A 26,553-nucleotide genomic window follows, 5' to 3' on the forward strand; every position below is an offset into this window, starting at 1 on the left:
TGTCGAGTTCAGAACGGAGTTCAGTATGCCCGAAAGCAACGACACTCCCAGCACATTCGGCCAACGCGTGAAGAAGCGCCGCGAACGCAACGGACAGACACGCCCCGTCGTCGGCGGCCTCATCGGGCGCAGCGCGGAATGGGTCAAGGCCATCGAGGCTGGGCGCCTCGGCGTCCCACGCCTCCCGCTGCTGCTCCGCCTCGCCGATGTCCTTGGTGTGGAAGACCTCGCAGAGCTGACCGGCGACGAGCGCCTGACTACCTCCAGCTACGCCAGGGCCGTGCATAACGCCCTACCCGCCGTCAAGGCAGCGCTCACGAGCTATCACTTCAACGACCACGATGAGGAACCGGAGCCAGTCGACGTCCTCCTGTCGAGCGTGCGGCAGGCGTGGCAGCTGTGGCACGGCATCGGCGAGCACAGGACGCGCATCGCCGTCGTGCTGCCGGACCTCCTCGCCGATCTCCAGCATGCCGCACGCGTCTACGAAGGCACGGACCGGCGCCGCGTGCTCGCCGCCCTCGCCGAGACGTACCACCTCGTCCAGCTCTACCTGTCCTTTCAGCCCGTGCCCGAGCTGGTGATGCTCACCGGCGACCGGGCAATGTCCGCAGCGCAGGACGCGGACAGCCCGAAGGCCATCGCGTGCGCCGCCTGGTACATGAATCATGTTTTTAGGGATGCGGGCGAGAGGCATGATGCCCGCGTCGAGCTGGCGATGAAGGCATCCGATCTCCTCCGCCCTGACGACGACCGGGAAGATCTGGCGCGCTGGGGGCTTCTCCAACTGGCGGCCGCGTTGTCCTACGCGAAGGTCGGCCGCCGAGGCGACGCCGAACGATTCTGGGGCCGCGCCAACGGGGTGGCCAAGAAGCTTGGCAAGACCTACGCCCACCCGTACCTGATCTTCGGGCAGGGCATGGTCGACGCTTACGCGATCACTATGGAAGCGGACCTCGTCAGCGGGCGCGGGGCAGTCGAGGCGGCCGGGCGAGTGGACGTGTCGCCGATGGAGTCGGCTACGCGCCGCAGTTTCCACCTGATCGAGTCGGCGCGGGCGTACAGCCTGGAGCGTGAGCCGGTCGCGGTGGTGCATCTGCTGGGTAAGGCGTGCGAGGAATCGGCTGAGACCGCGCGCTTCAACCTCTTCACCCGATCGACCATCGAGGATCTGGCCGAGTCCGGCCCGGCTACGGTCCGGCGCGATGCCGAGCGCCTGCGTCGGGAGTTGGGGCTGCCTGTGGCCGCGTGAGGGGTACGAACCGTACCCCTCGGCAAGGGGGTACAGGGTGTACCTCTGTGCCCCGCGCCGCACCCTTACGGTCAGTCATCACCTGATCACTGATGACGCCGGGAGCTCCCTTGGAGACGACGAACGATAGCCGCCCCGTCCCGCCGTGGACGCCGCCCAGCGGCCGTAGCACGCAGCTGCAGCCCGCTGGCCGATCGTGGGACGTCGTGCGCGTCCCCCTCTCCATCGGCATCGGCAAATGCGCTCTCGACCTGCTGGGCGAGACGACGGGCGCGGTTATCGAGAACCCCTTCGACAAGGTCCTCTACTGGTTGATCGCTCCCGGCTCAGCCACCGAATGGGACATGAGCCAGCTGCCCAACATCCAAGTCTGGGGAACGACCGCCTACATCGAAGTGCCCTCCCTGGGCTTCGAGACGGGGCCGGGCGTGCGCTGGCGCGTACCGCTCCGGTACGACCGGTACCTCACCAACCCGGCGGCCCTCTTCGCGGCGCTGCGGACCGCGATCCGCGAAGCGCTCGGTCCTCGCGAGGAGGTTCAGCGGTGATCTCCCAGATCTGCGCCCGCTGTGACAAGTCCACCAGCCAGCCGGTCATCGTGGCGCACGTGCACTCCGCCAGTTGCGGCGGCCGCACTGCCTACGCGTGCCCCGGCTGCGCGCCCAGCTTCCCGAAGCAGCGGGACCCGCTCGCCGAGCTCGCCGCCCTCCGGCGCGCCCGAGAGCGGGGCCTGGAATGAGTGCCCCGGTCGAGCGCTTCGCGGCCTGCTACTGCTGCCGGAAGACCGGCCCGGAGCTGGGGCGGCAGTACCTGCCCGCTCCGTCAGGGCCGGGATGGATCCGGTACGCGTGCGAAGTGTGCGCTGCCCTGCCGTCGGACCCGGAGCTCGTCCCGGCTGGCGTTGCCCAGGTTTTGGCGCTGCGGGCGGCCCGTGTAGGGAGGGCATCGTGACCGTCCCGGTCGGCGCCCGGCGTATGTCCCCGTACTGCGCCCTGTGCACGTCCGAGCCCGACTCCACGCCCGAGGAGATTCACGATCTTTGTCGCGGCCCGCACGAGGTCCGGCTGAAGCCGGTACCGCCCGCGACTCGCGGCGTGCTCATCATGACCATCCGCTGTGACTGTGACTGCGACTGCCACAAGGCTCCGCAGACAGAGGCCACGTAGACCGGTGGGCCGCTGGTGGTCCGGTTCCCCCGTCCCGGACGCCCCTGTGCCAGCGGCCCACCCATCGGTGAGGAAGAGAAATGACGGACCAGCGAGTTCCTGATGACGAGCCGCTGAAGCCGCGGGCCATGATCGGGATGCTGATCAAGAGAGACCTGCCCGACCGGTCCGGCCCGTCGCGGTGGTGCGAGAAGCACCCGAAGGAGCGGACCCGGCTGGTGGCGCGCGCCGAGTGGGTGTGCTCCGACTGCGTCCGTGAGGCCAGCCGAGGCTGACTGATCGCCCCGTCCGTGCACTGCCTTGCGGTGCACGGTCGGGTGTACGCTCAATGCCCGCGATTTTGTGGTGAGTTTGAGACGGCGACACGCCGAAGCGACGGCGTGTCGCCGTCTCAAACTCACCACAGATCCATGCCTCAGCCGCACCCTCCACGGGCCGGACCCATGCGGCTGCACACCGCCCCGGGACACACCTCCCCGGGCAACGGGCCTCTCAGCGAAACGCGGGAACCCGCACCATGGCAACCATGGGGGTACGTCCCATGCCGAAGGCTATGGGGGCGAGACCCGACCCGCACCCACGCGGCCCCAGGCCCACGCCGGAACGGCACGACCGCACCCCGCACCCAGCAACACCAACACGGGATAGCTCTTAGAAAGGACAGGGACATGACCAACAGCCCCGCGTCAGCCGGAAACACCGACGTGGCCGGAAGGCGGCGCAGAACACCCAGGTCCGTGCTCGCGGCGTTACTCGGCGGCATCCTGCCGCTGCTCGCGTCGCTGTTCCTGCTGACACCGCCGCCCGCGGCGGCCGCCACGCTCACCGAGGTGACCGGATTCGGCAACAACCCGAGCAACCTCAGGATGCACCTGTACGTGCCGAACAACGTCGCGGCGCGACCCGCGGTCCTGGTCGCGGTGCACTACTGCACGGGCTCGGGCCCCGCGTTCTACTCCGGGACCGAGTTCGCCTCGCTGGCCGACCGCTACGGCTTCATCGTCATCTACCCGTCCGCCACCCGCAGCGGCAACTGCTTCGACGTCTCCTCGCCGCAGGCGCTGCGGCACGACGGCGGCAGCGACCCGGTGGGCATCGTGTCGATGGTCCGCTACGTTCAGCAGCGCAACAACGCCGACCCCAGCCGGGTCTATGTCACCGGAGCCTCCTCCGGCGCCATGATGACCAACGTCCTGCTCGGCGACTACCCGGACGTGTTCAAGGCGGGCGCCGCGTTCGCGGGCGTGCCCTTCGGCTGCTTCGCCACCACGGACGGATCCGGCTGGAACAGCGCCTGCGCCAACGGCACGATCATCAAGACACCGCAGCAGTGGGGCGATCTGGCCCGCGGCGCCTACCCCGGGTACACGGGCGCCCGGCCCAGGATGCAGCTGTGGCACGGCACCGAGGACGCCACGCTGCGCTATCCGAACTTCGGTGAGGCGATCAAGCAGTGGACCAACGTCCTCGGGGTGAGCCAGACACCCGCGAGCACGGACCGTCCGCAGACCAACTGGACCCGCACCCGCTACGGGGCCACCGGCGACCGGGCCCCCGTCGAGGCCATCAGCGTCCAGGGCACGGGCCACTCGCTTCCGCTCGCCGGCATGGCCGCCCGGGCCATCACCTTCTTCGGCCTGGACACTCCCTAGTCGCGCGGGGGCGCGGGGCGTACGAGGCCGGACTGGTAGGCGATGACGACCAGCTGGGCCCGGTCCCGCGCCCCCAGCTTGTTCATGGCGCGCTGGACATGGGTGCGTACGGTCAGCGGGCTGAGGAACAGCGCCCCGGCGATCTCGGCGTTGGACCTCCCCTCCGCGGCCAGGGCCATCACCTCCCGCTCGCGGGCGGTGAGCGAGGCGAGCAGCTCGGGCGGCGCCAGCGGGGCCTCGGGGTCGGGGGCGGCGAGAAAGCGGGTGATCAGGGTGCGCGTGGCCACGGGGGAGAGGAGGGAGTCGCCGGAGGCCACGGTGCGGATGCCGGTCAGCAGCTCCTCGGCGCCCACGTCCTTGCCGAGGAAGCCGCTCGCCCCCGAGCGGAGCGCCCGCGCCACGTACTCGTCGGTCTCGAAGGTGGTGAGGATCAGCACCCGGGTCGCCGACAGATCCGCGTCGGCGCAGATGGCCGCGGTCGCGGCCAGGCCGTCGGTGCCGGGCATGCGGATGTCCATCACCACCACGTCGGGGGCGTGCGCGCGGGTGAGCGCGACCGCCTCCCCGCCGTCGGCGGCCTCCGCCACCACGTCCATGTCCTCGCAGGAGTCGATCAGGATCCGGAAGGTGGCCCGCAGCAGGGTCTGGTCGTCGGCGAGCAGGACGCGGATCGTCATGGGCGGGTTCTTCTTCCGGTTCGGGGGCGCGGGGGGCGCGGCGGCACATTGGCCGGCCTGCCGTCATCACCATGGTGAGCCATGGCGCCGGCGCACGGCCCGGCGGCCGGGGCGGGGCCGCCCGCCACCCCCGTGCGGGCGGCCCCGCCCCGGCCCCGGGACACCCCGGCACCTGCTAGTCGGACCCGCCGCCGAAGGCCGCGTCGAAGGAGGCCGAGGGCGGGTCGAAGTCGTACGCCTTCAGCCGCTTCAGCGCCTCGGGCGCGCCCTGGAGGCGGTCCATCCCGGCGTCCTCCCACTCCACTGACACCGGCCCGTCGTATCCGATGGAGCGCAGCATCCGGAAGACGTCCTCCCACGGCACGTCGCCGTGACCGGCGGAGACGAAGTCCCAGCCGCGCCGCGGGTCGCCCCAGGGCAGATGTGAGCCGAGTCGGCCGTTGCGGCCGTCCAGCCGCTTCCGCGCCTCCTTGCAGTCCACGTGGTAGATCCGGTCCCGGAAGTCCCACAGGAAGCCGACCGGGTCGAGGTCCTGCCAGACGAAATGGCTGGGGTCGAAGTTGAGCCCGAAGGCCGGGCGGTGGCCGACCGCTTCGAGCGCGCGGTGCGTGGTCCAGTAGTCGTACGCGATCTCGCTCGGGTGCACCTCGTGGGCGAAGCGCACGCCCTCCGCGTCGAACACGTCCAGGATCGGGTTCCAGCGCTCGGCGAAGTCCTCGTAGCCGCGCTCGATCATGTGGGGCGGCACTGGCGGGAACATCGCCACCAGGTGCCAGATGGACGACCCGGTGAAGCCGATGACGGTACGGACCCCGAAGGCGGCCGCGGCCCGCGCGGTGTCCGCCATCTCGGCCGCGGCCCGCTGCCGTACCCCCTCCGGGTCGCCGTCGCCCCAGATCCGTCCCGGCAGGATGCCCTGGTGGCGCTCGTCGATGGGGGAGTCGCACACGGCCTGGCCCACCAGGTGGTTGGAGATGGCCCAGCACTGGAGCCCGTACTTCTCCAGCAGCTGCCGCCGGCCGTCCAGATAGCCGGGCTCGGCGAGCGCCCGGTCCACCTCGAAGTGGTCGCCCCAGCAGGCGAGTTCCAGTCCGTCGTAGCCGAAGTCGCGGGCCCGTCGGCAGACCTCCTCCAGGGGCAGATCGGCCCATTGACCGGTGAAGAGAGTGAAGGATCGGGGCATTCGTGGCCTCCTCAGGCGGGTACCGGGGGGTAGTCGGGGGACCAGGGCAGGCGGGGCGGGGTCAGCTGAATCCCGTGGGCAGGTAGTCGTCGACGTTGTCCTTGGTGACCACGGCGGAGTAGAGGGTCATGGAGGCCGGGATCTCCAGCTCGGCGAGGCCGCCGACGCCCTTGCCCTGGCCGAGCGCGCGGGCGAGGTCGATCGCGGAGGCGGCCATGGTCGGCGGGTAGAGGACGGTGGCCTTCAGCACGGTGTTGTCGGCCTTGATGGCGTCCATGGCGCGCTTGGCGCCCGCGCCCCCGACCATCAGGAAGTCGTCCCGGCCGGCCTGCTGGATGGCCCGCTCGGCCCCCACGCCCTGGTCGTCGTCGTGGTTCCAGAGCGCGTCGAACTTCTTGTGCGCCTGGAGCAGTTGGGCCATCTTCGCCTGGCCCGACTCGACGGTGAAGTCGGCGGCCTGGCGGCCGACCTTCTCGATGTTGGGGTAGTTCTTCAGGGCGTCGTCGAAGCCCTTGGTGCGCTGCCGGGTCAGCTCCAGGTTGTCGAGCCCGGCCAACTCGATGACCTTGGCGCTCTTCTTGTCCTTGAGCTTCTCGCCGATGTACGTGCCCGCGTTGAGGCCCATGCCGTAGTTGTCGCCGCCGATCCAGCAGCGGTAGGCCTGCGGGGTGGCGAAGATCCGGTCGAGGTTGACGACGGGGATGCCCGCCCTCATGGCCTTGAGGCCGACCTGGGTGAGGGCCTTGCCGTCGGCGGGCAGGATGACCAGGACGTCGACCTTCTTGTTGATGAGGGTCTCGATCTGGCCGATCTGCTGGGCGGTGTCGTTGGAGCCCTCGGTGGTCTCCAGGGTGACGTCCTCGTACTCCTTGGCGCGCCGCTTGGCCTGCTCGTTGATGGCGTTGAGCCAGCCGTGGTCGGCCTGGGGGCCCGCGAAGCCGATGGTGACCTTCTTGCCGGGCTCGGTGTCGGCCGTGTTCGCGGCCTGCCGGCTGTCGTCCGGCTTGTTGTTGTTCTCGTTGCTGGTACACCCGGCGGCGAAGAGCGCCCCCGCGGCGGCGGTTCCGAAGAGGAGGTTTCTGCGGCTGGTGCGGATCGGTGAGTCGGCCGGTGTGTGTGGGTTGTCCCTCATGGCTGGTACGACCCTTCTGGACCAGGACGGCGGCGACGGTGATCGCGCCGTTGCGGGCAGGGCTGATCGCGGAGCGGCTGAGGCGGCGAGGGGGGTTGGGATGCGGTGTGGGTGCGGGTGTGGGTGTGGGTGTGGGTGTCGGGTCAGGCCGGCGAGAGGAGGTGGTCGCTGATCAGGCGGGCCGCCCCGATGACCCCGGCCAGGGGGCCGAGCTCGCCCAGCACGATGGGGAGGTTGCCGGTGGCCAGCGGCAGCGACTGGCGGTAGACCTGGGTGCGGATCGCGGCGAGCAGGGTGTGGCCGAGGCCCGTCACCCCGCCGCCGATCACCACAAGGCCGGGGTTGAAGAAGCTGACCAGCCCGGCGATGACCTGGCCGGTGCGGGTGCCGCCCTCGCGGATCAGATCGAGCGCGGCGGCGTCGCCCGTGGCCGCGGCGGCGGCGACATCGCTGGCGGCGAGGGTCCCCGTCGCCTCCAGCCGGGCCGCGAGCTCGGGGGACCGGCCCTCGCGGGCGGCCGCCTCGGCGTCGCGGGCGAGCGCCGCGCCGCCGAAGTACGCCTCCAGGCAGCCGCGGTTGCCGCAGGCGCACGGCCGGCCGTCGGGCTCGGCCACGATATGGCCGATGTCGCCCGCGCTGCCGGTCGTACCGCGGTAGACCTCGCCCCCGACCACGATGCCGCAGCCGATACCCGTGCCGATCTTGACGCAGAGGAAGTCCTTCGCGGAGCGCGCGACGCCCGCCTGCTGTTCTCCCATCGCCATCAGGTTCACGTCGTTGTCCACCATCACGGGGCAGCCCAGCTCCTGGCTGAGCGCCTCGCGGACGGGGAAGCCGTCCCACCCGGGCATGATCGGCGGGGCGACGGGCACCCCCTCGGGGAAGCGCACCGGGCCCGGGACCCCGATCCCGGCCCCGTCGAACCCCTCGGCCACGCCGGTGGCCCGGAGCTTTCCGGCCATGGCCAGGACCTGCTCGAAGACCGCGACCGGCCCCTCGCGTACGTCCATGGGCTGGGTGAGGTGGCCGAGCACCTCCAGCTCGGCGTTGGTGACGGACACGTCCACCGAGGTGGCGCCGATGTCGACGCCGAGGAGCCGCAGCGTGGGCGAGAGGCGGATGTTGTGCGAGCGGCGCCCGCCGCGGGAGGCGGCGAGCCCGTCGGCGATCACGAGCCCGGTGTCGAGCAGCCGGTCGACCTCCACGGCCAGCCGGGAGCGCGAGAGGTCCATCCGGTCGCCCAGCTGCGCCCGGGAGGTGGGCCCACCGTCGCGCAGCAGGCGCAGCAGCCGCGCCTGATGGGCGTTCGCGGGTCGTGCCGTCATGCGCCTCACACTGCCCCTCCCGCCGTCATCGGCATGCCGCTGGCCCGGCTTTCACGGGGAACGTAGCAGCGGCTGTCCGGCGTGGGAAGAATTTACGCCGCAATCCACGCTGGCTTTAACCTGCTCGAGGACAAAGAGGGGCGCCGTCTCGCCATGTGGCGCAAATTTGACATTAGGCAGTCTTATGACAGATAAAGAGAGTCCTTTGGGTTTACTTCACGCAGCGTGACCATCGAGGCGTGACAGCCTTGGATCGACTACGCGAATGAGCCATACCGTGTCCCACGCCACCACCCCCGATCAGCCGGCCGCCGGCCCCGCCGCGGCCTGGGAGGACTGGCGCGCCCAGCGGCGGCGCTCGGTCACCTCTCCGACCGGGAACCTCGCCCTCGTCGAGACCCGCTGGCTCCCGGCCGACGAGCGCCCCGACCTCGACGCGGCCCGCGCGGGACAGCCGGAGCGGATCACCGTCACCGCGCTCTCCCGCACCGACCTGGTCACCGGCGAGCCCGAGCACGGCCTGCGCTTCTGGGACGCGGAGTCGCCGGCCATCCGCCACTTCGAACGCACCGACGCCTTCGCCTACGACCCGGCCTGGGTCCTGGAGGCCTCGTACCGGCCGGTGCCGGGCGCCCGGCGCGTCGCGTTCGAGCACATCCGGGACAACGGCGGCACCCGCGACCTGGTGGTGCCCGGCGACATCACGCTCACCGTGGACGGCCGTGAGTACACGCTCAGCGCCTTCGACGACGACGGCACCCTGCTGCTCGTCTTCGGCGACCCCACCAACGGCGACACCACCTACGGCGCCGGGCGCTTCCTCTTCGTGGAGCGCACCGCCGACCCGGGCCGGGTCCGGCTGGACTTCAACCGCGCCTTCGTGCCGCCCTGCGGATTCTCCGACCAGTACAACTGTCCGATGCCGCCGCGGCAGAACCGCTTCCACCTGGCCGTCGAAGCCGGTGAGCAGCGCCCCGTCTTCCGCGACGGCTTCCTCGCGCAGCACTGATCCCCTCCGCAGATCCGCGGCCACCCCTCCGCAGAAAAAAGAGCGCACTCCTTCCATGAACATCAAGAAGTCCTCCCTGTACGGCGGCGCCACGGCCGCGACCCTCGCCCTGACCCTCACCGCCTGCGGCGGGGGTGCGGGCGGAGGCAGCGCCTCGGGCGGGGCGTACGACAAGAACGCCACCGTCAACGTCGGCTCGCTCTACGAGCCGCAGAACCTCGACAACACCGCGGGCGGCGGCCAGGGCGTCACCGAGGCGCTGGCCGGCAATGTCTACGAGGGGCTGTTCAAGCTCGGCGACAACGGCAAGGTCGAGAAGCAGCTCGCCGAGGACTACAAGGTCAGCGGCGACGGGCTCACGTACACCTTCACCCTGCGCGACGGGGTGAAGTTCCACAGCGGCAAGAAGCTCACCAGCCAGGACGTCAAGTACAGCCTGGAGAAGGTGATCTCGAAGGACTCGCAGTCCGCGCGCAAGAGCAGCCTCGAGGTCATCAAGGACATCGCCACGCCCGACGCGAGGACCGTGAAGGTCACCCTGTCGAAGAAGTCGATCTCCTTCGTCTACAACCTCTCCTACGTCTGGATCATCAACTCCGAGGCGAAGAACCTCAAGACGAGCGAGGACGGCACCGGCCCGTACACGCTGGACAAGTGGACCCGCGGCTCGGCCCTCAGCCTCGACCGGTTCGCCGGCTACTGGGGCCGCGCGGCCGCCAACAAGGGCGTCCTCTTCCACTACTACAAGAACGCCACGGCGCTGAACAACGCGCTGCTGACCAACGCGGTGGACGTGGTCACCAGCGAGCAGTCGCCCGACGCCCTCGACCAGTTCAAGAACAACCAGAACTACAAGGTCAACGACGGCAACTCGACGACCAAGCTGCTGCTCGCCTTCAACGACAAGGCCAAGCCGTTCACCGACGTCCGGGTCCGCCAGGCGGTGTCCTCCGCCATCGACGACAAGAAGCTGCTGGAGTCCGTCTGGGGCGGCTACGGCAAGCTCATCGGCTCCATGGTGCCGCCCACCGACCCCTGGTACGAGGACCTCACCAAGGTCAACGCGTATGACACCGCCCGGGCCAAGAAGCTCCTGAAGGAGGCCGGCTACCAGGACGGCTTCACCTTCACCCTGGACACCCCGAACTACGACCCGCACCCGACCGCGGCCACCTTCATCAAGTCGCAGCTCGCCAAGGTCGGCATCACGGTCAAGATCAACACCATCACGCCGGACGAGTGGTACACGAAGGTCTACAAGAACCACGACTTCACGGCCACGCTCCAGGAACACGTCAACGACCGCGACCTGGTCTGGTACGGCAACCCCGACTTCTACTGGGGCTATGACAACAAGCAGGTCACCCGGTGGGTGGAGCAGGCGGAGGCGGCGTCCACCACGGCGGCCCAGACCGAGCTGCTGAAGAAGGTCAACCGCAAGACCGCCGAGGACGCGGCCAGCGACTGGCTGTACCTCTACCCGCAGATCGTGGTCGCGAACAGCAAGCTGTCCGGCTACCCCGTCAACGGCCTCAACTCGCAGTTCTTCGCCTACGACATCAAGAAGAAGGGCTGATGGCGCGGTATCTCCTGCGCCGCCTCGCCTTCCTGCTGGTGTCGCTGGCCCTCGCCAGCGTGGTGCTGTTCGTGCTGCTGCGCCTGCTGCCCGGGGACCCCGCCAACGCGCTCACCTCGGTGGGCGCGAGCCCCGAGCAGATCGCGGCGGCACGCCACGCCATCGGCTCCGACCGGCCGCTGCCCGAGCAGTTCACCCACTGGCTCGGGCAGCTGGCCCGGGGCGACCTCGGCACGTCGTTCGTCAGCTCGCTGCCGGTCGCGCCCGAGGTGGGCTCGCGGCTGAACGTCACGATCCCGCTGACGCTCGCGGCCTTCGTCCTGGCGGTGCTCATCGCCGTCCCGGCCGGGTTCGTCGCCGCGTACAAGCGGCGGACCTGGTACGGCGCGCTGCTCAGCGGGGTGTCCCAGCTCGGCATCGCGATCCCGGTGTTCTGGCTCGGCATGATCCTCATCGCCGTCTTCGCGCTGAACGCCGGCTGGCTCCCCGCGGGCGGCTTCCCCCAGGACGGCTGGGCGGAGCCCGCCGAGGCGATCCGCTCGCTCGCGCTGCCGGTCGTCACCATCGCGCTGGTGATGGGCGCCTCGCTGACCCGGTACGTACGGTCGGCCACCCTCGACGTCCTGGACAGCGACTATCTGCGGACCGCACGGGCCCTGGGCGCGTCGTTCGGATGGGCCATGTGGCGGCACGGGCTGCGCAACGCCTCCGTGCCGGTGATCTCGATCCTCGGCATCGAGCTGGCCTCCACCCTGCTCGGCGCGGTCGTCGTGGAGTCGGTGTTCGCGCTGCCCGGCCTGGGCTCGATGCTCGCCACCGGCATCGCCCAGCACGACTACCCGGTCATCCAGGGCGTGCTGTTCGTCTCCACGCTCGCGGTGCTGCTGATCGGCTTCGCGGCCGACCTCGTGCAGCGGATCATCGACCCGCGGCTGCGGGACAGGCTCTCGGGAGGCGCCCGATGACACAGGCGACATCCCCCACGTCCCCCACGAAGCTCTCCGCCGAGCCCCGGGTCAAGCCCCGGGCCAAGCGGTCGTACACGCTGCTCGCCGGCTGCGCCCTGGCCGGTCTGATCGTCCTGCTCGCCCTCGTCTCCCTGGTCTGGCTCCCGTACGCCACCGACGACACCTCGGGCGGACGGCTCACCGGCCCCTCCGCGGACCATCTCCTGGGCACCGACAAGCTCGGCCGCGACCTGTTCACCCAGGTGATGACCGGCTCCCGGATCGCCGTCGAGGCGGGCCTCGGCTCCGTCCTGATCGCGGCCGCGATCGGGGTCACCCTGGGCGTGCTGACCGCGTTCGCGCAGGGCTGGCTCGACGACACGCTCTCCGCGTTCCTCGACATCCTGATCGCCTTCCCGACGCTGCTGCTCGCCATGCTGATCGTCGCCGCCCGCTCGGCCACCCTCGGATCGGCCGTGCTGGCGATCGGCCTCGCGCAGAGCGCGGTGGTGGCCCGCCTGGTGCGCATCCTGGTCAAGCGGGTGCTGGCGCAGGACTACATCACGGCCGCCCGCACCTCGGGCACCTCCTGGCCCCGCGTCGTGGCCGGACACGTCCTGCCCAACATCTGGCCCACCCTCGTGGTCAACCTGGCGCTCCAGTTCGGCCTCGCCGTCCTGGCCGAGGCCGGCCTGTCCTACCTCGGCCTGGGCGCGCCGCCGCCCAACGCCTCGTGGGGCCGCATGCTCCAGGAGGCGCAGGCCACCTTCACCACCGCCCCGGCGGGCGCGCTCGCCCCCGGCATCCTGCTCGTGCTGCTCGTCATCGGCGTCAACCTCATCGCCGACGGTCTGCGCGACACCCTCGACCCGGCGACCCGGCGGAGGCGCGCATGACCCCCCTCCTCGACGTGCGCGGCCTCACCGTCCGTACGGCGGACGGGCGCACGCTGGTGGACGACCTCTCGCTGTCCATCGCCCCCGGCGAACGGCTCGGCGTCATCGGCGAGTCGGGCTCCGGCAAGTCGCTGACCACCCTCGCCGTGCTCGGACTGCTGCCCGAGGGCATGACCGCCACCGGCAGCGTGGAACTGGGCGGCACCCAGATCGTGGGCGCGAGCGAGAAGCGGCTCACCGGCGTGCGCGGCCGCGACGCCGCCATCGTCTTCCAGGAGCCGCTCACCGCGCTCGACCCGCTGATGCGGGTGGGCCGGCAGATCGCCGGGCCCCTCCGCAGGACGCGTGGGCTGACCGGCCGCGCGCTGGACCGGGCCGTCACCGAGGCGCTGGAGCGGGTACGGCTCCCCGAGCCCGGCCGCATCGCCCGCGCCTTCCCGCACGAGATCTCCGGCGGCCAGCGCCAGCGCGTGGCGCTCGCCATGGCGCTGGCCTGCGAGCCGAAGCTGCTCATCGCGGACGAGCCGACCACCGCGCTGGACGTGTCCGTGCAGGCCGAGATGCTCGCCCTGATCGACACCCTGGTGCGGATGCGCGAGATGGCGGTCCTGTTCGTCAGCCATGACCTGGCGGTCGTCGCCAAGGTCACCGACCGGGCCCTGGTCATGAAGGACGGCCGCGCCGTGGAAGAGGGCACCGTCGACGAGATCGTCCGGGCGCCGCGCGAGGAGTACACCAAGTCCCTGGTGACCAGCGCACGCCGGCTGGAGTCCGCCCTGGACCCGAGGAGCGCGTCATGACCCCCGTACTGGAGCTGAGCGACGTCGCGCTGCGCTACCGGGGCGGCGCCGCCCCCGTCGTCCAGGACGTGTCCCTCGCCGTCCGGGCCGGACACAGCCTCGCCCTGGTCGGCGAGTCGGGCGCGGGCAAGACGACCCTGCTGCGCCTGCTGCTCGGGCTCGCCCGGCCCACCGCCGGCACCGTGGCCTTCGACGGCGAGGCGCTGAGACTGCGCGACGCCGGGCAGATGCGCCGGTTCCGGCGCAGCGTGCAGTGCGTCTTCCAGGACCCGTACTCCTCCCTCGACCCGCGCCGCCGGGTGGGCGCCACCGTGGCCGAGCCGCTGCGCTCCCTGGGCATCGACACCAGGCGTACGGCGGCGCCCAAGGTGGCCGAGGCCCTGGAGCGGGTCGGGCTGCCCGCCGACGCCGCGGAGCGCTATCCGCACGAGTTCTCGGGCGGGCAGCGGCAGCGCATCGCGATCGCCCGCGCGACGGTGTGCGACCCGCGGGTGCTGCTCGCCGACGAACCCGTCAGCGCGCTCGACGTCACCACCCGGGTCAAGGTCGTCGACCTGCTCGCCGAGTTGCAGCAGGAGCGCGGGCTGACCATCGTCATGGTCTCCCACGACCTGTCGGTGGTCGCCTCCCTGTGCGAGCAGACCGCGGTCCTGGAGCGCGGCCGCGTCGTGGAGCAGGGCGACACCGCCCAGGTGCTGGGCGCCCCCGCGCATCCGTACACCCGCCGCCTCGTCGACAGCGTGCCCCGCCTGCCCGCCTGAGCGGGATTCCGTACAGTTGACCCTATGGTGGACGCGGACGGGACGACGTCGGCCGAGACCGCCGAAGCGCTGCTGGAGGAGCTGATCAGGGCCTCCGAACAGGCTTCTCCCGCGGAGCTGCCCGAGGCCGTGAACCGCTATGTCCAGGCCATGGGCCTGGGCCGGGTCGTCGTCTATCTGATCGATCTCCAGCAGAGGCGGCTGCTGCCGCTGGATGAAGGCGAAGAGGAGCTGGAGGTCGACGGCTCCCTGGCCGGATGGGCGTACCGCACGGACTCCCTGCGGGTGGCGGAGGACGGCGCGGGCGGGCTGCTCGTATGGCTGCCGCTGGTCAACGCGGCGGAGCGGCTGGGCGTCCTGTGCTTCCGCAGCAAGGCCCTGGACGGGCACACGCTCTGGCGCTGCCGGGTGCTGGCCTCGTTCCTCGCCCTGATCATCACGTCCAAGCGCACCTACATCGACTCCTTCGCGCAGCGCACCCGCACCCGGCCCATGCAGCTGAACACGGAGATGCTGCGGGCGTTTCTGCCGCCGCGCTCGATCGGCACCGGCAGGGTGGTGTCGACCGCGGTCGTGGAGCCCGCGTACGAGCTGGGCGGCGACGCCTTCGACCACTCCTTCACCGAGGACATCCTGCACGCCACGATCCTCGACGCCATGGGCCACGATCTGGCGTCCGGCCTCACCACCTCCGTGGCCATGGCGGGCTGCCGCAATGCCCGGCGCACCGGTGCGGACCTGGCACAGCTGGTCGCGGCCGTGGATCAGGCGCTGTCACGGGCGCTGCCGGACCAGTTCTGCACCGGCATCTTCGCCCAGCTGCACATGCCCACCGGCGTGCTGCACTGGTGCAACTGCGGCCATCCACCGCCTCTGCTCATCCGCCGCCACCGGCTGCACCAGAAGGCGCTGGTGCGGCCCCCCGAACCGCCGCTGGGCCTGCCGGCCAGCCTGTCCGGCGACAGCCGTCAGGTGTACGAGACGGCTCTGGAACCCGGAGACCAGATCCTGCTCTACACCGACGGGATCGTCGAAGCGCGCGACGAAGCAGGCGAGCAGTTCGGCCTGGAGCGCTTCGCCGACTACATCATCCGGTCGACGGCCGCGGGGCAGAACGCCTCGGAGGTGCTGCGCCTGCTCATCCATGCCATCCTCGACCAGGGGAAGAACGAACTCAGCGACGACGCCACGATTCTGATGATCGAATGGCAGCCGCCCGTCGCGGCGTAGCCGCAGGCTCCGCTGCGCTCCGCCGCAGCTGCTGCCGCGCGGTGGCGAAGCCGGTCAGGGCGCAGGCCGGCAGCCCGCAATGCCAGGGCGGTCCCGTGGCTCACTCGTCGGCCTTGCCGTCGTACCCAGAGGCGACGGGCACCGCCGTGACCGTGAAACCGGTGTCCGACCCCTCGCCCTCTACGAACAGGCCCTCTACCGCCTCGTTGTCGTCGTTCGGGTACCAGGCGAATGGCACGTCGTCCTGCCCACCGCGTGCGTAGTCCTCGCAGTGGGCGCGGGCGGCCTCCCGGTTCGTGTACAGACCGAGGTTCATGCGCCCGTGTCCAGTGTCGGCCCGGTAAATCGTCAGTTCGGAAGGGGCCTCGGCGGCCGGCCTCGATGTCATACAGCAGAGACTCGCTGATGCCACAGCGCTCGGCAAGTTCCTTCTGGGACGGGCCGCTCGCGCGGAAAGGCTCTCTGCAAACTGCGGGGGGCCAGAAATGCACCCCAAAACAACAACCCGCAACGCGTCGCCCAGTGCCTTGTACCCGCGATCGTTTGCCGAGGAGCCGACCCGACCCGATGACGCGATGGGGCAACCTCTCGGCCTGCGGCGGCGACAGGGGCATGGACGACATCCCCCGAGCTGTGGAAGAGGTGGCCATGGAAGCCGAGCGGCACAAGACGCGGCAGGGCAGGGGCTGGGGCAGGCTCGGCCTGACGGCCGGAGTGGCCCTGGCCCTGGGCGCCACGGTGGGTCTCACCGACGGCGGCGCCTTCGCGCCGGACCGGGCCGGACCGGGGACGGCGGTGACGATGGACGCGGCGGCGTGGGCCGATGACGCCGCCGACGGCTTCGCCTCCGTCAACGCGTTGGGGCAGAACGGGACGTACGGCGGCCGGGGCGGGGCGACCGTGACCGTGCGGACGCTCGCCGATCTGGAGAAGTACGCGACGTCCGCCGACCCGTACATCATCGTGGTGGCCGGGGCGATCACCATGGACCCCAAGGGCAAGGAGATCAAGGTCGCCTCGGACAAGACGATCGTGGGCTCGGGGACCGCGGGCCAGATCGTCGGCGGCGGCTTCTTCCTCGGCCAGGGCGTGCACAACGTGATCATCCGCAATCTGACGATCCGCGACTCCTACGAAGGCACCTGGAACGACAAGGACCACGACTGGGACGGCATCCAGATGGACGGCGCCCACCATGTGTGGATCGACCACAACGATCTGCGGCACATGGCCGACGGCCTGATCGACAGCCGCAAGGACACCACCTACCTCACGGTGTCCTGGAACCGGCTACAGCAGCACAACAAGGCCTTCGGCATCGGCTGGACGGAGAACACGACCGCCGACATCACGATCCACCACAACTGGTTCCACGAGACCGAGCAGCGCAATCCGTCCACCGACAACGTCGCGCACGCGCACCTGTACAACAACTATCTCCAGGACGACCCGGGGACGAGCATCAACTCCTCCTACGGCAACTACGCCCGCGGCAACACCAAGATGGTGCTGGAGAACAGCTACTTCGAGGGCATGAAGAACCCGGTCATCAAGGACGCCACGGCCTCCCTGGTGCAGCGGGGCAGCGTCTTCGCGGGCACCACCGGCCGCAACGAGAGCGGCGGCACGGCCTTCGACCCGAAGACGTACTACAACTACACCCTGGACCCCGCCTCCCAGGTGCCGTCGATCGTGAAGTCCCGCTCCGGGCCCAGCTCCGCCATCGGGACCGTGGCGCGCTGAGCGGCTCCCCCGTGGGGGAAACCGGTTGCCGCGCCGGTCAGAGCGGTGCCCCGGCGGGTGGGGCCACCGAGTCGCGGATCACCACATGGGTGCCCAGGAGCAGGTGTTCGTCCGGGGCGTCCGGTGTTCTGCCCAGGCTCGTACGGACGGCGAGGCGGCCCAGTTGCTCGTAGGGCACATGGACCGTGGTCAGCGGCGGGTGCAGATCGCGCGCGAACGGGATGTCGTCGTACCCGGCGAGCGACACATCGCCGGGTACGCTCAGCCCCGCCTCGTGCAGAGCGGTGAGCGCCCCCGCCGCGACCATGTCCGTGGCGGCCATCACGGCGGTGAACGCGAGCCCCTGGTCCAGGGCCCGGCGCAGCAGGCGGTGGCCCGAGTCACGGGTGAAGTCGCCGGACAGGCGCAGCGCCGGGTCCGGCTCGATGCCGCGGGCGCGGTGCGCGGCCAGATAGCCGCGCTCGCGGCCCTGGGCCGCCGTGTTCTCCGGGCTGCCCCCGAGGAAGAGGACCCGCCGGTGGCCCTGGGCGAGGACATGGGCGCACAGCGCGAAGGCCCCGTTCTCGTTGTCGTACTCGATGACCGTCACCGGGGTGCCGGGGGCCAGCGGCGGCCGCCCGCACAGGACCAGCCGCGACCCGGCCGAGGCCAGTGAATCGGCGACGCGGGCCATGCGCCGGCGGTACTCGGGGCTGTCCACGGCGCCGCCCACCAGGATCACGGCGGCGGCGCGCTGGGCCCGCATCCTCTCGATGAACCCCAGCTCGTGGCCGGTGTCCCCGTCGGTGCTGCACACCAGGCACAGATGGCCGAGCCGGGCCGCCTCGCGCTCCACCCCGTGCGCCATGAGCGCGAACGACGGCCCGGTGATGTCGTCCAGGACGAACGCGAGCGCCGGGGTGCCGGCGCCCGCCACCGCTTTGGCGTGGGCATCGGCGACATAGTCCAGCTCGCGCACGGCCCGCTGCACCCGGGCACGCGTCCGCGTGCTCACCGGATACACGCCGCCGAGCACCCGCGACACCGTGGACGCGGACACCCCCGCGCGGGCCGCGACGTCCCGGATCGTGCTGCGGCGCCCCCCGAGGTCCCCGCCGCCCTTCCGCACCATGGCCCACCCCTCGCTCGCCTGCCCCCGAGTCGGGCAACCGCGTGACAACCGGTTGCCGGACCAGAGGCTAACAGCGGGGGAGGCGCGCGGGGAGAGCCATGAACGGGGTCACCGCCATGGGCCACGCCTACGGGCCACGGCTACGGGGCTACGGCTGGGGGTGCGGCCGGAAGCCCGGGAAGTGCGGGCGGTGTTCCGCCCTGCCCGGGGCGTGGTGGCCCAGCTCGACACGCAGCTGGACGCCGTGGAAGACCTCGAGCACGCCCAGCGCCAGCAGCCAGATGCCGGCCACCACGGCGAGCGCCGTGATGGAGCCGAAGGGCGCGACGATCAGGATGATGCCGCCCAGCATGCTGACGACGCCGAGGAAGATCTGCCAGCCGCGGGCCGGCATCCCCTCGTGGGAGATGGCCGCGGCGGTCATCATGACGCCCCGCAGCAGCCACGAGAACCCGATCCACAGGGCCAGCAGCAGGATCGACTGCGCCGGTCCGCGGAAGCAGAGCAGACCGAGCAGCACGGCGAGCGCGCCGCTGATGACGCTCAGCACCCGCAGATGCCCCGGCACATGTGCGCCGAAGGCCCCCGCCAGCTGGAAGACCCCGGTGACCACCAGATAGGCGCCGAACAGGGCACCGAGTACCGCCAGGGTCTCCCCTGGCCAGACCAGCACCATGACGCCCAGTGCGACCGCCACGAGGCCCGTGGTCACCAGGACCTGCCAGGCGGCGTTGGACAACGTGGTCAGGAGACCGGGGAGCGGGGCCTCGGCCTCGGGGGGCCGTTCGCCTCGCCGTTCGGCGCCGTAAGGCTCCGTACCCCGTTGTTCGGCACCTCGCTGTTCGGCGCCATAGGGTTGCTCGCGCCGCTGCTCGGCGCCGTGTGCGTCGTCGGAGGAGAAACTCATGGCCGTCCACCTCCTTGATGGAACAGAAGGCCGTATCCGACACCACCATCCTCTCCCCGTATGCGTCTCTTCGCCTGATGGCGCGGTGGCCCCGGTCGGGCTCACGTGTTATCGCCCTCGGTGGCCTGCCAGCCGCTCCACCGGTCCACCGCGATCTCCACGACCGGCCCCCGCGGGGGCCGGTCCGCGTACTGCGCCGCGTATTTGGCGGCGAGCAGCCCGACGTACCCGGCGGAGGCGGCCGACCCGTCGGCGGGTGGCAGAACACGGGCCGTGCCGTCGGCCCGCGCCCACCACAAGAGGTCCCAGTCCTCGTCGTAGGCGTCCACCAGGAGGCATACGGCGGGGTTGACCCGGATATTGTCCAGACGCCTGAGCCGCGCCGACCGCTTCGGTTTGTGGTCGACCGCCGTGGCCACCGTGTCCCCGGTCAGCGCGAACACCACCGGCACCAGATGGGGCCGCCCCCCGTCGCCGACGGTCGCCAGCCGGGCGACCCTGGCCAGCGCGAAGCGCCCCCGCGCCCGGGCGCTCGTCATCGTGGGCATCGCGCGGCCGCCGGCCGCTCACCGGAACCGGGCGGCGACCTGGGCCATCGTGTCGAGATCGCGGAGCGTTTCCGGCTCCGGCGCGGTCGTCAGAAAGAACAGGACCCGCTCCACCCCGACCCGCGCGTACCCGTCGATCACCTCGGGGGTGTCCGGCACCCCGTACACCGTCACCGGCACATCCCGGCCGGCCACCTCGCGCAGCCGCTCGATCTGCGGGCCCAGTTGCTCCGGCGGAACGCTGTTGGCCAGCCAGGCGTCCCCGAGCGCGGCGATCCGGGGGAAGGCGCTCTCACCGCCGCCCACATAGATCGGCGGGTACGGGCGCCGCACCGGCTTGGGCCACAGGTACACCGGGTCGAAGTTCACGAATTCGCCGTGGAATTCGGCCTTTTCCGTGGTCCAGAGCTCCCGCATCGCGCGCAGCCGCTCATTCACCAGACGGCCGCGCGTGGTCGGGTCCGTACCGTGGTTCTCCATCTCCTCGCGGTTCCAGCCGACACCGACCCCGAAGACGGCCCGCCCGCCGGAGACCAGGTCCAGCGAGGCCACCTCCTTCGCCGTGACGATCGGGTCCCGCTGTGCCACCAAGGCGACGCCGGTCCCCAGCAGCAGCCGCTCGGTGACCGCGGCCGCGGTGCTCAGCACGATGAACGGGTCGAGCGTGCGGTAGTAGATCTCCGGCAGCTCGCCGCCGCCCGGGTAGGGGGAGCGCCGCTCCACGGGGATATGGGTGTGCTCGGCGATGAAGAGCGAGTCGAACGCCCGCTCGTCGAGGGCCCGCCCCAGCGCGGCCGGGCTGACTCCCTGGTCGGTGACGAAGGTCGAGATACCGAATTTCACGGCGGGTCCTCCCGTGATCGAGGATCGAGGAGGGCCAGTGATCGCCGTCACCGGCCCGGCTCGGACCCCGGTTGGGGCCGCGGGCCTCCGAGCCCTGGTGAAGTCGCTACTCCTTCGTCTCCTCCTCCGTCTCCTCCTCCTCTTCGCGCTCCCCCTCCGCCTGCGAGGGGGTCGTGACCGGTACGTCGGGATGCATGGCTTCGGCAGGCACTTCGTTCTCTCGCTCGCCTTCCGCTTGGGACGGGGTGGAGCGGTAGGGCTCGGTCATGGCACGCCTCCGCTCTTGTTCCGGGCCGTCAGCGCCCCGCACGAGCGGTCGTGCCCCGGCTGCCCTGGCTGCCCGGGGCAGCCTTCTGCGCGAGCGAGCTGGCGGCGAGCGCCAGTACCAGGGCGACAGCGCCGACGACGACGTTGCTGATGATGGTGCGCATGGTGGCCACGGCTCCCGAGACCACCCACGGCGCGATGATGGTCCACACGCCCAGCAGCGCGGCGGCCCATGCCATGCCGTGGGTGCGCTCATAGGCATGGCCGAAGCCGCCCATCAGCAGCGCGTAAGCGACTCCGACGATCAGGTTGGTCACGGCCAGGGTCATCATGCCGTTGAAACCCACGATCCAGGCGGATGCGGCAAGGTAGAGGCCGGTGATCAGGGATATCGCTTCGACGGCCTGGGCCGCGGGAGTGCTCGCCGCCCGCTCGGCCCAGGTGTGGCGTTCCCGCATCTCCAGGATGTCGGGATGCGACTCCATAGTCGCATGGGTCGGTTCCGTCATGATCGCCTCCTGCAATCATTTCGCTCCAGAGCCCCGAGTGCCCGATATGCGGTCCGGTATCGCGCGGACCGCCATAAACATCGACATAAATGGGCGCCGAGATCAGCCGCACACCCCGAGGCCCTGTCCGGGCCTAGTGGGCGGCGTCGCCCGGCGACGGCTCCGCGTCCGGCTCGTGCTGGAACACCGAGTAGAGCCACCACAGGGACGGCACCAGGACCAGCGAGCCGATCGCCAGGCTGAGCAGGCAGGCGGCGAGCACCGCGTGGGTGGACGCGGCATCGCCGACGGTGACACCGGGGACGAGCATGGCCGGGTACTGGGCCACGCCCCACGCCCAGAGGATCGCCGCCACCGCCAGCGCCGCCAGCGGCCGGGCCAGGCCGGGGTTGCCCCGCAGCAGCGCCAGGGCGGCCACCCCGGCACAGGCGCTGAGCAGCACCAGCGCCAGGGCGCGATGGGTGAGCCCATGGAACAGGTGCGGGGCGTCGGCGTGCAGGATCGCGATCCCGGCCAGCGCCACCGCTCCGGCGGCCAGCCCGCTGACCAGCGCCCGGGTCCGGAACCACGCCCCCAGCTCCGGGCGTCCCAGGCGGGCGGTCTCCGCGCACAGATAGACGGCGGCGAGGTGCGCGCAGGTCAGCACCGCCAGCACCCCGCCCAGCAGGGAGGTGGGGTTCAGCCAACTGGTGATCAGGTTCCCGGCCGCCAGCCCCGGTGGGATACGGCCCGAGGCGACACCGCCGGCGACGGTGCCCAGGAAGAAGGGGGTGAGCACGGACGACAGCGCGAAGCAGGCCCCGAACAGCCGTTTCTGCCACAGCTCGGTGCTGGCCTTGCGGAAGGCGAAGGCCGCGCCGCGCGCGATGATGCCGAGCGCGGTCAGGGTGAGCGGGATGTAGAGCGTGGACATCACGGCCGCGAAGACCGGCGAGAAGCCCGCCCACAGCAGCACCACCACGAAGATCAGCCAGACGTGGTTGGCCTCCCACACCGGCCCGATGGTGTGCTCGATGAGGGCCCGCCGCGGCGCGCCGGGCCCGCTGCGGCCCGCCAGCAGGTCCCACAGCCCGGCCCCGAAGTCGGCGCCGCCGAACAGGGCGTAGCAGGTGAGCCCGATCCACATCACCGCGAGCGTCAGATTCGCGAGCACCGGCCGGCCCCTCTCATGTCACCGGATACCGGGGCACGTCGCTGTCCTGCGGGGCGATCGGCACCGGCCGGTCCCGGGCCAGCCGGCGCAGCACGTACACGGTGGCCACCGTCATGCCGAAATAGACCAGCAGCACCAGCCACAGCCCGTTCAGCAGCCCGGGCGCGGGGTTCACCGCGTCCCGGACCGTCATGATCCCCTGCACGACCCAGGGCTGACGGCCCAGCTCGGTGACCACCCATCCGCACTCCAGGGCCACCACGGCGGCCGGTCCGGTCAGGACCGCGAGGAGCAGGAAGGCCCGGGTGCCGGGCACGCTCAGGATGTCGTCGGTGCCGGAGCGCCGCCGCCACCACCGGGCGAGCACCAGCCATACGCCCATGAACAGCAGGAACATCCCCGCCCCCACCATCAGGTCGAAGGCGAGATGGACCCCGGTCACGGCGGGCCACTGGGACCGGGGCACCTCCGACAGGCCGCGCACCACGGTGTCCGGGCTGTAGCCGATCAGCAGCGACAGACCGCTCGGGATCTCCAGGCCGTACTTGAGCCCGCTGTGGCCGTTGCTGATGCCGAGGATCGTCAGCGGCGCATGGTCGCCGGTGCGGTAGACGCCCTCGATGGCGGCGAGCTTGGCCGGCTGGAACTCGGCCACGAAACGGGCCGCCCAGTCCCCGACGACCAGTTGGAAGGGGGTGACCACCGCCCCGACCGTGAACGGGATGAAGAACCCGGCCCGGTGGTACCGGTCCCGGCGGCCGCGCAGCAGCGCCACCGCGTACACACTCGCGGTCAGAAACGCGGCCACCATCAGCGCGGCCAGGATCATATGCGTGGTCTGCGGTGGCGCGGCCGGGTTGATCATCGCGGCCCAGGGGTCGACGGACACCACGCGCCCGTCGCGGGACAGCTCGAAGCCACGCGGCTGGTTCATCCAGGCGTTGGCACACACCACGAAGAACGCCGAGGCCACCCCGGCGACGACGATCGGCACCCCGGTGAGCAGGTGTTTGCCGGGCGACAGCCGGTCCCACGCGTAGAGATAGAGGCCCACGAAGATCGCCTCGATGAAGAACGCGATCCCCTCCAGCGCGAACGGCAACCCGATCACCTGCCCGTACGTCCCCATCAGCCCCGGCCACAGCAGCCCGAGCTCAAAGCTGAGGATCGTGCCCGACACCGCGCCGACCGCGAACAGCACCCCCATGGCCCGCGCCCATCGCCGGGCCAGGATCCGCAGGGCCGGATCCCCGGTGCGCCACCCCCGCCATTCGGCGATCAGGGTGAGCAGCGGCAGCCCCACCCCCAGACAGGCCACCACGATGTGCCAGGCCAGCGAGAACCCCATCTGCGCCCGGGCCCCGCTGAGATCGCCCTCGGTGGCGGCGTGAGCGAGCGGGACAGCGAACACCTGGAGCCTCCGGGGCGGGGCGGGGCAAGGCATGGAGCCAAACGCTGCCGTATCCCGGCGGCCCGGCGGCCAAACGCGGATACGGCCGAACGGCGGTCCGGAGCGAGGAGCTCGCCGACGGCCCGTCGAGGCCCCGAGGGTCGGTGGGCCCCTTGACGGGAAAGCGCTTACTCCCTAGCGTCTGTTCACGGATATGGCCAAGGTTCAATAAGTTGCACGGGGAGGCCGGGATGGGACGACGGATCGTGGTGTCGGGCGGCGGCACGGGCATCGGGCTCGCGACCGCCGAGTCCTTCGCCGCCGACGGGGACCGGGTGGTCATCCTCGGCCGCCGCGCCGAGGTGCTGCGCGCCGCGGCGGACAAGGTCAACGCCGCGCACGGGGCCGACCTGGTCACCTGGACCAGTGCCGACCTCAGTGACCCCGGGCAGACCCGGCGCGCCGTCGAGTTCATCGCCGCGGACGGCCCGGTCGACGTCGTGGTCACCAACGCGGGCGGCAATGTCGCGCCCGGCAACGACGGCACCCTCGAAGGCATAGCCGACCAGTTCCAGCGGAACTTCACGGCCAATGTGCTGACCGCGGTGCTGCTGACCGAAGGCCTGCTGCCGCACCTCACCCGGCCCGGCGGCCGGATCGTGCACCTGTCCTCCGTGGCGTCGCTGCGCGGCCCCGGCTCCTACGGCGGCACCAAGGCGCATCTGCACGTCTACACCTACGACCTGGCCAAGCGGCTCGGCGCGGAGGGCGTCACGGTCAACGCGGTGGCCCCCGGCTATGTCCAGGACACCGAGTTCTTCGGCGAGCGGGGCACTCCCGAGTTCATCGCGCAGCAGATCGGGCAGACGCTCACCGGGCAGCCCGGCCACCCCGCCGAGATCGCGGCCGCCATCCGCTATCTGGCCTCCCCGGAGGGGGCCTATGTCACCGGCCAGGTGCTCCACATCAACGGTGGCGCGCAGTTCGGCCGCTGAACCGATCATTCGTCCAGGGCCGGACGGCCCTGGTTCCGGGGTCGGACGGCCCTGCCCCCGCCGCCGGCCACCAGCCAGGCTTTATCCCCACAAGGTGGGGGGAAAGAAGGACGGACGGCCGGTCCGGAGGGAGCCTCCCCGAAGGCTCTCAACCATCTCCGGGCCCGGCCGTCCGCCCTTGGGGTGCTCGGGGACTACCGCAGTTTCGGCGGCAGCCAGTCCAGCTGGACCTCCTGGTGGACGGGGCCGCCGCCCTCGTGGCCGTTGAACGAGTACACCTCGATGCGCTTGTCCTCGCCCGCGTAGGTGTTGTAAGCGGCGAACACGGTGGACGGCGGGCAGGTCTGGTCCTCCAGCGCGGTCGAGAAGAGCGCCGGCGCCCGCCCCCGGGCGGCGAAGTGGACCCCGTCGAAATAGGAGAGCGTGCGGAAGATCCGCTCGTCCTTGCCGCGGTGGGTCTTGAGGTAGTTGCCGATCTCGCGGTACGGATCGCGGTCGGTCAGCGTCGCCGCCCGCGGGAAGTGGCACAGGAAGGGCACGTCGGGGGCGATCGCGGCCAGGTCGGGCACCAGGCCGCCCACGGCCAGCGCGATGCCCCCGCCCTGGCTGGCGCCGACGACCGCGGTGCGGGCGGGGTCGGTCAGCGGGTGGGAGCGGGCCGCCTCCACCGCGCGCACGGCGTCGGTGAAGACCCGCCGGTAGTAGTAGTCCTCGGGGTTCTCGATGCCCCGGGTCATGAACCCCGGGTACGCGGGCGCCGAGCCGACCGGGTCCGGGGTGTCACCGTTGGTCCAGCCGCTGCCCTGGCCACGGGTGTCCATCACGAGATGGGCGAAGCCCGCGGCCGGCCACACCAGATGGGTGTGCGGCAGCCCGCGGCCGCCGCCGTAGCCGATGTACTCGACCACGACCGGCAGTGGCTCCCGGGCCCCGGCCGGGTGCAGAAACCAGCCCTTGACCGGGTGGCCGCCGAACCCCGCGAAGGTGACGTCGTACACCTCCATACCGGTGAGCGCCGTGCGGACCGGCGTGAACGTGGCGTTCAGCTCGTGTTCGCGAGCCTCGGCGAGGGTCTTCTCCCAGAACCGGTCGAAGTCCTCGGGTTCGGCGATCCGCGGCCGGTAGTCGCGCAGTTGATCGAGCGGAAGGTCGAACAGGGCCATGGGCAGGCAGCTCCCTCTTGACGCCAGGACGCACGGACGGGGCATGTCTCGGACCGACGATGTCGCCTGATCGCGCCGAGGCGGCTCATGCCGTGCGAAGAAAATCATCGTGCCGTATCCCCTGGCAAGGGCCCAACAGGCCGCACCGACGCCGTGGCCGCCGGGCCGGGCGTCAGCATGCCGGTTCGTACCCCCCTAGTCCTGCCCCGTTCCGCCCCTCCGAGGGCGGCGGCCGCCTCTAAGCTGGCGTCAGGTACTCGCTCGTGAAGGGAAGCATGTGAACACACAGGCCGAAACGTTCGAGTTTCAGGTCGAGGC

General features: G+C 71.1%; 27 protein-coding genes and 1 pseudogene. 14 read left to right on the top strand and 14 right to left on the bottom strand.

All coding sequences use genetic code 11. From position 1 onward, the window contains the following. The first annotated feature begins 25 nt into the window (after positions 1-25). The 5 genes from ACH4S9_RS38065 to ACH4S9_RS38085 all read left to right on the top strand — a co-directional run bounded on the left by ACH4S9_RS38065 (position 26) and on the right by ACH4S9_RS38085 (position 4,070). Positions 26-1,252: a helix-turn-helix domain-containing protein gene (locus tag ACH4S9_RS38065; RefSeq protein WP_398376257.1), complete on the top strand. Its 1,227-nt coding sequence runs from the start codon at positions 26-28 to the stop codon at positions 1,250-1,252. 110 nt (positions 1,253-1,362) lie between these two features. After that, positions 1,363-1,800: a hypothetical protein gene (locus ACH4S9_RS38070; RefSeq protein WP_398376259.1), complete on the top strand. Its 438-nt coding sequence runs from the start codon at positions 1,363-1,365 to the stop codon at positions 1,798-1,800. After that, positions 1,797-1,991, top strand: coding sequence for a hypothetical protein (locus tag ACH4S9_RS38075; protein WP_398376261.1), 195 nt, complete (start codon positions 1,797-1,799; stop codon positions 1,989-1,991). Before ACH4S9_RS38070 ends, ACH4S9_RS38075 begins: the two co-directional genes overlap by 4 nt. 507 nt (positions 1,992-2,498) lie before the next feature. After that, positions 2,499-2,693 (top strand): hypothetical protein, encoded by a 195-nt coding sequence (locus tag ACH4S9_RS38080; protein WP_398376263.1) that lies wholly within the window; start codon positions 2,499-2,501, stop codon positions 2,691-2,693. A gap of 393 nt (positions 2,694-3,086) precedes the next feature. Beyond that, positions 3,087-4,070 carry a PHB depolymerase family esterase gene (locus ACH4S9_RS38085; protein ID WP_311726949.1) on the top strand — a complete coding sequence of 328 codons (984 nt, stop codon included), beginning with the start codon at positions 3,087-3,089 and terminating at the stop codon, positions 4,068-4,070. On the opposite strand, the gene ACH4S9_RS38090 is transcribed toward ACH4S9_RS38085, so the two are convergent. From ACH4S9_RS38090 to ACH4S9_RS38105, 4 genes are all read right to left on the bottom strand, one after another. After that, the gene (locus tag ACH4S9_RS38090; protein WP_398376265.1) at positions 4,067-4,747 is read right to left on the bottom strand and encodes a response regulator; all 681 of its coding nucleotides are present in this window, start codon (positions 4,745-4,747) and stop codon (positions 4,067-4,069) included. The genes ACH4S9_RS38085 and ACH4S9_RS38090 overlap by 4 nt on opposite strands. Positions 4,748-4,922: 175 nt before the next feature. Next, positions 4,923-5,930: a sugar phosphate isomerase/epimerase family protein gene (locus ACH4S9_RS38095; protein WP_352130793.1), complete on the bottom strand. Its 1,008-nt coding sequence runs from the start codon at positions 5,928-5,930 to the stop codon at positions 4,923-4,925. A gap of 61 nt (positions 5,931-5,991) precedes the next feature. After that, positions 5,992-7,062 (bottom strand): substrate-binding domain-containing protein, encoded by a 1,071-nt coding sequence (locus tag ACH4S9_RS38100; protein WP_398376267.1) that lies wholly within the window; start codon positions 7,060-7,062, stop codon positions 5,992-5,994. Between the two features lie 143 nt (positions 7,063-7,205). Next, a complete protein-coding gene (locus tag ACH4S9_RS38105) occupies positions 7,206-8,387 on the bottom strand; it encodes an ROK family protein (RefSeq protein WP_398376268.1) in 1,182 nt (393 codons plus the stop codon). Between the two features lie 265 nt (positions 8,388-8,652). Here ACH4S9_RS38105 and ACH4S9_RS38110 point away from each other — a divergent pair, with 265 nt between their 5' ends. The 7 genes from ACH4S9_RS38110 to ACH4S9_RS38140 are packed head-to-tail and all read left to right on the top strand — an operon-like array spanning position 8,653 to position 15,606. Continuing rightward, entirely contained in the window at positions 8,653-9,396 is a 744-nt protein-coding gene (locus tag ACH4S9_RS38110; RefSeq protein WP_385349748.1) for a DUF1684 domain-containing protein, read from the top strand. Between the two features lie 55 nt (positions 9,397-9,451). After that, on the top strand, positions 9,452-10,972 hold the full coding sequence (locus tag ACH4S9_RS38115; RefSeq protein WP_311726943.1) for an ABC transporter substrate-binding protein: 1,521 nt from the start codon (positions 9,452-9,454) through the stop codon (positions 10,970-10,972). Then, positions 10,972-11,937: an ABC transporter permease gene (locus ACH4S9_RS38120; RefSeq protein WP_311726942.1), complete on the top strand. Its 966-nt coding sequence runs from the start codon at positions 10,972-10,974 to the stop codon at positions 11,935-11,937. Before ACH4S9_RS38115 ends, ACH4S9_RS38120 begins: the two co-directional genes overlap by 1 nt. Continuing rightward, a complete protein-coding gene (locus ACH4S9_RS38125; RefSeq protein ID WP_385349741.1) occupies positions 11,934-12,815 on the top strand; it encodes an ABC transporter permease in 882 nt (293 codons plus the stop codon). Before ACH4S9_RS38120 ends, ACH4S9_RS38125 begins: the two co-directional genes overlap by 4 nt. Next, on the top strand, positions 12,812-13,615 hold the full coding sequence (locus tag ACH4S9_RS38130; protein WP_398376271.1) for an ATP-binding cassette domain-containing protein: 804 nt from the start codon (positions 12,812-12,814) through the stop codon (positions 13,613-13,615). The genes ACH4S9_RS38125 and ACH4S9_RS38130 overlap by 4 nt, the downstream gene beginning before the upstream one ends. Next, on the top strand, positions 13,612-14,376 hold the full coding sequence (locus tag ACH4S9_RS38135; RefSeq protein ID WP_398376273.1) for an ABC transporter ATP-binding protein: 765 nt from the start codon (positions 13,612-13,614) through the stop codon (positions 14,374-14,376). Before ACH4S9_RS38130 ends, ACH4S9_RS38135 begins: the two co-directional genes overlap by 4 nt. Before the next feature lie 24 nt (positions 14,377-14,400). Further along, positions 14,401-15,606 carry a PP2C family protein-serine/threonine phosphatase gene (locus ACH4S9_RS38140; RefSeq protein ID WP_398376275.1) on the top strand — a complete coding sequence of 402 codons (1,206 nt, stop codon included), beginning with the start codon at positions 14,401-14,403 and terminating at the stop codon, positions 15,604-15,606. Positions 15,607-15,706: 100 nt separating this feature from the next. Here ACH4S9_RS38140 and ACH4S9_RS38145 read toward each other — a convergent pair whose 3' ends face one another. Continuing rightward, on the bottom strand, positions 15,707-15,922 hold the full coding sequence (locus tag ACH4S9_RS38145) for a hypothetical protein (protein WP_311726937.1): 216 nt from the start codon (positions 15,920-15,922) through the stop codon (positions 15,707-15,709). 332 nt (positions 15,923-16,254) lie between these two features. On the opposite strand from ACH4S9_RS38145, the pseudogene ACH4S9_RS38150 reads away from it, so the two are divergent. Next, a pseudogene (locus tag ACH4S9_RS38150) lies at positions 16,255-17,343 on the top strand (polysaccharide lyase family 1 protein); the annotation flags it as partial. Between the two features lie 43 nt (positions 17,344-17,386). Here ACH4S9_RS38150 and ACH4S9_RS38155 read toward each other — a convergent pair. From ACH4S9_RS38155 to ACH4S9_RS38190, 8 genes are all read right to left on the bottom strand, one after another. Further along, positions 17,387-18,460: a LacI family DNA-binding transcriptional regulator gene (locus ACH4S9_RS38155; RefSeq protein WP_398376277.1), complete on the bottom strand. Its 1,074-nt coding sequence runs from the start codon at positions 18,458-18,460 to the stop codon at positions 17,387-17,389. Positions 18,461-18,608: 148 nt separating this feature from the next. Next, on the bottom strand, positions 18,609-19,367 hold the full coding sequence (locus ACH4S9_RS38160) for an HdeD family acid-resistance protein (RefSeq protein WP_311726935.1): 759 nt from the start codon (positions 19,365-19,367) through the stop codon (positions 18,609-18,611). A 101-nt stretch (positions 19,368-19,468) separates the two neighbouring features. Further along, positions 19,469-19,915, bottom strand: a complete 447-nt coding sequence (locus tag ACH4S9_RS38165; protein WP_311726934.1) for a TIGR03668 family PPOX class F420-dependent oxidoreductase — start codon at positions 19,913-19,915, stop codon at positions 19,469-19,471. A gap of 18 nt (positions 19,916-19,933) precedes the next feature. Next, positions 19,934-20,758, bottom strand: coding sequence for an LLM class F420-dependent oxidoreductase (locus tag ACH4S9_RS38170; protein WP_398376280.1), 825 nt, complete (start codon positions 20,756-20,758; stop codon positions 19,934-19,936). Between the two features lie 106 nt (positions 20,759-20,864). Next, complete coding sequence (locus tag ACH4S9_RS38175) at positions 20,865-21,026, bottom strand: hypothetical protein (protein WP_311726932.1); 162 nt, start codon at positions 21,024-21,026, stop codon at positions 20,865-20,867. Positions 21,027-21,054: 28 nt separating this feature from the next. Then, positions 21,055-21,534 (bottom strand): SPW repeat protein, encoded by a 480-nt coding sequence (locus tag ACH4S9_RS38180; protein ID WP_361185338.1) that lies wholly within the window; start codon positions 21,532-21,534, stop codon positions 21,055-21,057. A 133-nt stretch (positions 21,535-21,667) separates the two neighbouring features. Continuing rightward, the gene (locus tag ACH4S9_RS38185) at positions 21,668-22,687 is read right to left on the bottom strand and encodes a cytochrome d ubiquinol oxidase subunit II (RefSeq protein WP_361185335.1); all 1,020 of its coding nucleotides are present in this window, start codon (positions 22,685-22,687) and stop codon (positions 21,668-21,670) included. A gap of 13 nt (positions 22,688-22,700) precedes the next feature. Then, positions 22,701-24,098 carry a cytochrome ubiquinol oxidase subunit I gene (locus ACH4S9_RS38190; protein WP_398376283.1) on the bottom strand — a complete coding sequence of 466 codons (1,398 nt, stop codon included), beginning with the start codon at positions 24,096-24,098 and terminating at the stop codon, positions 22,701-22,703. 230 nt (positions 24,099-24,328) lie between these two features. On the opposite strand from ACH4S9_RS38190, the gene ACH4S9_RS38195 reads away from it, so the two are divergent. After that, entirely contained in the window at positions 24,329-25,072 is a 744-nt protein-coding gene (locus ACH4S9_RS38195; protein ID WP_311726928.1) for an SDR family oxidoreductase, read from the top strand. Between the two features lie 194 nt (positions 25,073-25,266). On the opposite strand, the gene ACH4S9_RS38200 is transcribed toward ACH4S9_RS38195, so the two are convergent. Next, positions 25,267-26,235: an acetylxylan esterase gene (locus ACH4S9_RS38200; protein ID WP_358848064.1), complete on the bottom strand. Its 969-nt coding sequence runs from the start codon at positions 26,233-26,235 to the stop codon at positions 25,267-25,269. Positions 26,236-26,553: the final 318 nt, after the last annotated feature.

This window comes from Streptomyces sp. NPDC021225 (assembly GCF_044332865.1).
Classification (GTDB): domain Bacteria; phylum Actinomycetota; class Actinomycetes; order Streptomycetales; family Streptomycetaceae; genus Streptomyces.

What these genes read in the sequence shown, in the direction of transcription:
- ACH4S9_RS38175 (WP_311726932.1), bottom strand. Translation starts at nt 21,026, where the DNA reads ATGACCGAGCCCTACCGCTCCACCCCGTCCCAAGCGGAAGGCGAGCGA.
- ACH4S9_RS38085 (WP_311726949.1), top strand. Translation starts at nt 3,087, where the DNA reads ATGACCAACAGCCCCGCGTCAGCCGGAAACACCGACGTGGCCGGAAGG.
- ACH4S9_RS38065 (WP_398376257.1), top strand. Translation starts at nt 26, where the DNA reads ATGCCCGAAAGCAACGACACTCCCAGCACATTCGGCCAACGCGTGAAG.
- ACH4S9_RS38120 (WP_311726942.1), top strand. Translation starts at nt 10,972, where the DNA reads ATGGCGCGGTATCTCCTGCGCCGCCTCGCCTTCCTGCTGGTGTCGCTG.
- ACH4S9_RS38180 (WP_361185338.1), bottom strand. Translation starts at nt 21,534, where the DNA reads ATGACGGAACCGACCCATGCGACTATGGAGTCGCATCCCGACATCCTG.
- ACH4S9_RS38090 (WP_398376265.1), bottom strand. Translation starts at nt 4,747, where the DNA reads ATGACGATCCGCGTCCTGCTCGCCGACGACCAGACCCTGCTGCGGGCC.
- ACH4S9_RS38135 (WP_398376273.1), top strand. Translation starts at nt 13,612, where the DNA reads ATGACCCCCGTACTGGAGCTGAGCGACGTCGCGCTGCGCTACCGGGGC.
- ACH4S9_RS38115 (WP_311726943.1), top strand. Translation starts at nt 9,452, where the DNA reads ATGAACATCAAGAAGTCCTCCCTGTACGGCGGCGCCACGGCCGCGACC.
- ACH4S9_RS38145 (WP_311726937.1), bottom strand. Translation starts at nt 15,922, where the DNA reads ATGAACCTCGGTCTGTACACGAACCGGGAGGCCGCCCGCGCCCACTGC.
- ACH4S9_RS38100 (WP_398376267.1), bottom strand. Translation starts at nt 7,062, where the DNA reads ATGAGGGACAACCCACACACACCGGCCGACTCACCGATCCGCACCAGC.
- ACH4S9_RS38080 (WP_398376263.1), top strand. Translation starts at nt 2,499, where the DNA reads ATGACGGACCAGCGAGTTCCTGATGACGAGCCGCTGAAGCCGCGGGCC.
- ACH4S9_RS38105 (WP_398376268.1), bottom strand. Translation starts at nt 8,387, where the DNA reads ATGACGGCACGACCCGCGAACGCCCATCAGGCGCGGCTGCTGCGCCTG.
- ACH4S9_RS38195 (WP_311726928.1), top strand. Translation starts at nt 24,329, where the DNA reads ATGGGACGACGGATCGTGGTGTCGGGCGGCGGCACGGGCATCGGGCTC.
- ACH4S9_RS38110 (WP_385349748.1), top strand. Translation starts at nt 8,653, where the DNA reads ATGAGCCATACCGTGTCCCACGCCACCACCCCCGATCAGCCGGCCGCC.
- ACH4S9_RS38200 (WP_358848064.1), bottom strand. Translation starts at nt 26,235, where the DNA reads ATGGCCCTGTTCGACCTTCCGCTCGATCAACTGCGCGACTACCGGCCG.
- ACH4S9_RS38160 (WP_311726935.1), bottom strand. Translation starts at nt 19,367, where the DNA reads ATGAGTTTCTCCTCCGACGACGCACACGGCGCCGAGCAGCGGCGCGAG.
- ACH4S9_RS38130 (WP_398376271.1), top strand. Translation starts at nt 12,812, where the DNA reads ATGACCCCCCTCCTCGACGTGCGCGGCCTCACCGTCCGTACGGCGGAC.
- ACH4S9_RS38125 (WP_385349741.1), top strand. Translation starts at nt 11,934, where the DNA reads ATGACACAGGCGACATCCCCCACGTCCCCCACGAAGCTCTCCGCCGAG.
- ACH4S9_RS38165 (WP_311726934.1), bottom strand. Translation starts at nt 19,915, where the DNA reads ATGCCCACGATGACGAGCGCCCGGGCGCGGGGGCGCTTCGCGCTGGCC.
- ACH4S9_RS38095 (WP_352130793.1), bottom strand. Translation starts at nt 5,930, where the DNA reads ATGCCCCGATCCTTCACTCTCTTCACCGGTCAATGGGCCGATCTGCCC.
- ACH4S9_RS38155 (WP_398376277.1), bottom strand. Translation starts at nt 18,460, where the DNA reads ATGGTGCGGAAGGGCGGCGGGGACCTCGGGGGGCGCCGCAGCACGATC.
- ACH4S9_RS38140 (WP_398376275.1), top strand. Translation starts at nt 14,401, where the DNA reads ATGGTGGACGCGGACGGGACGACGTCGGCCGAGACCGCCGAAGCGCTG.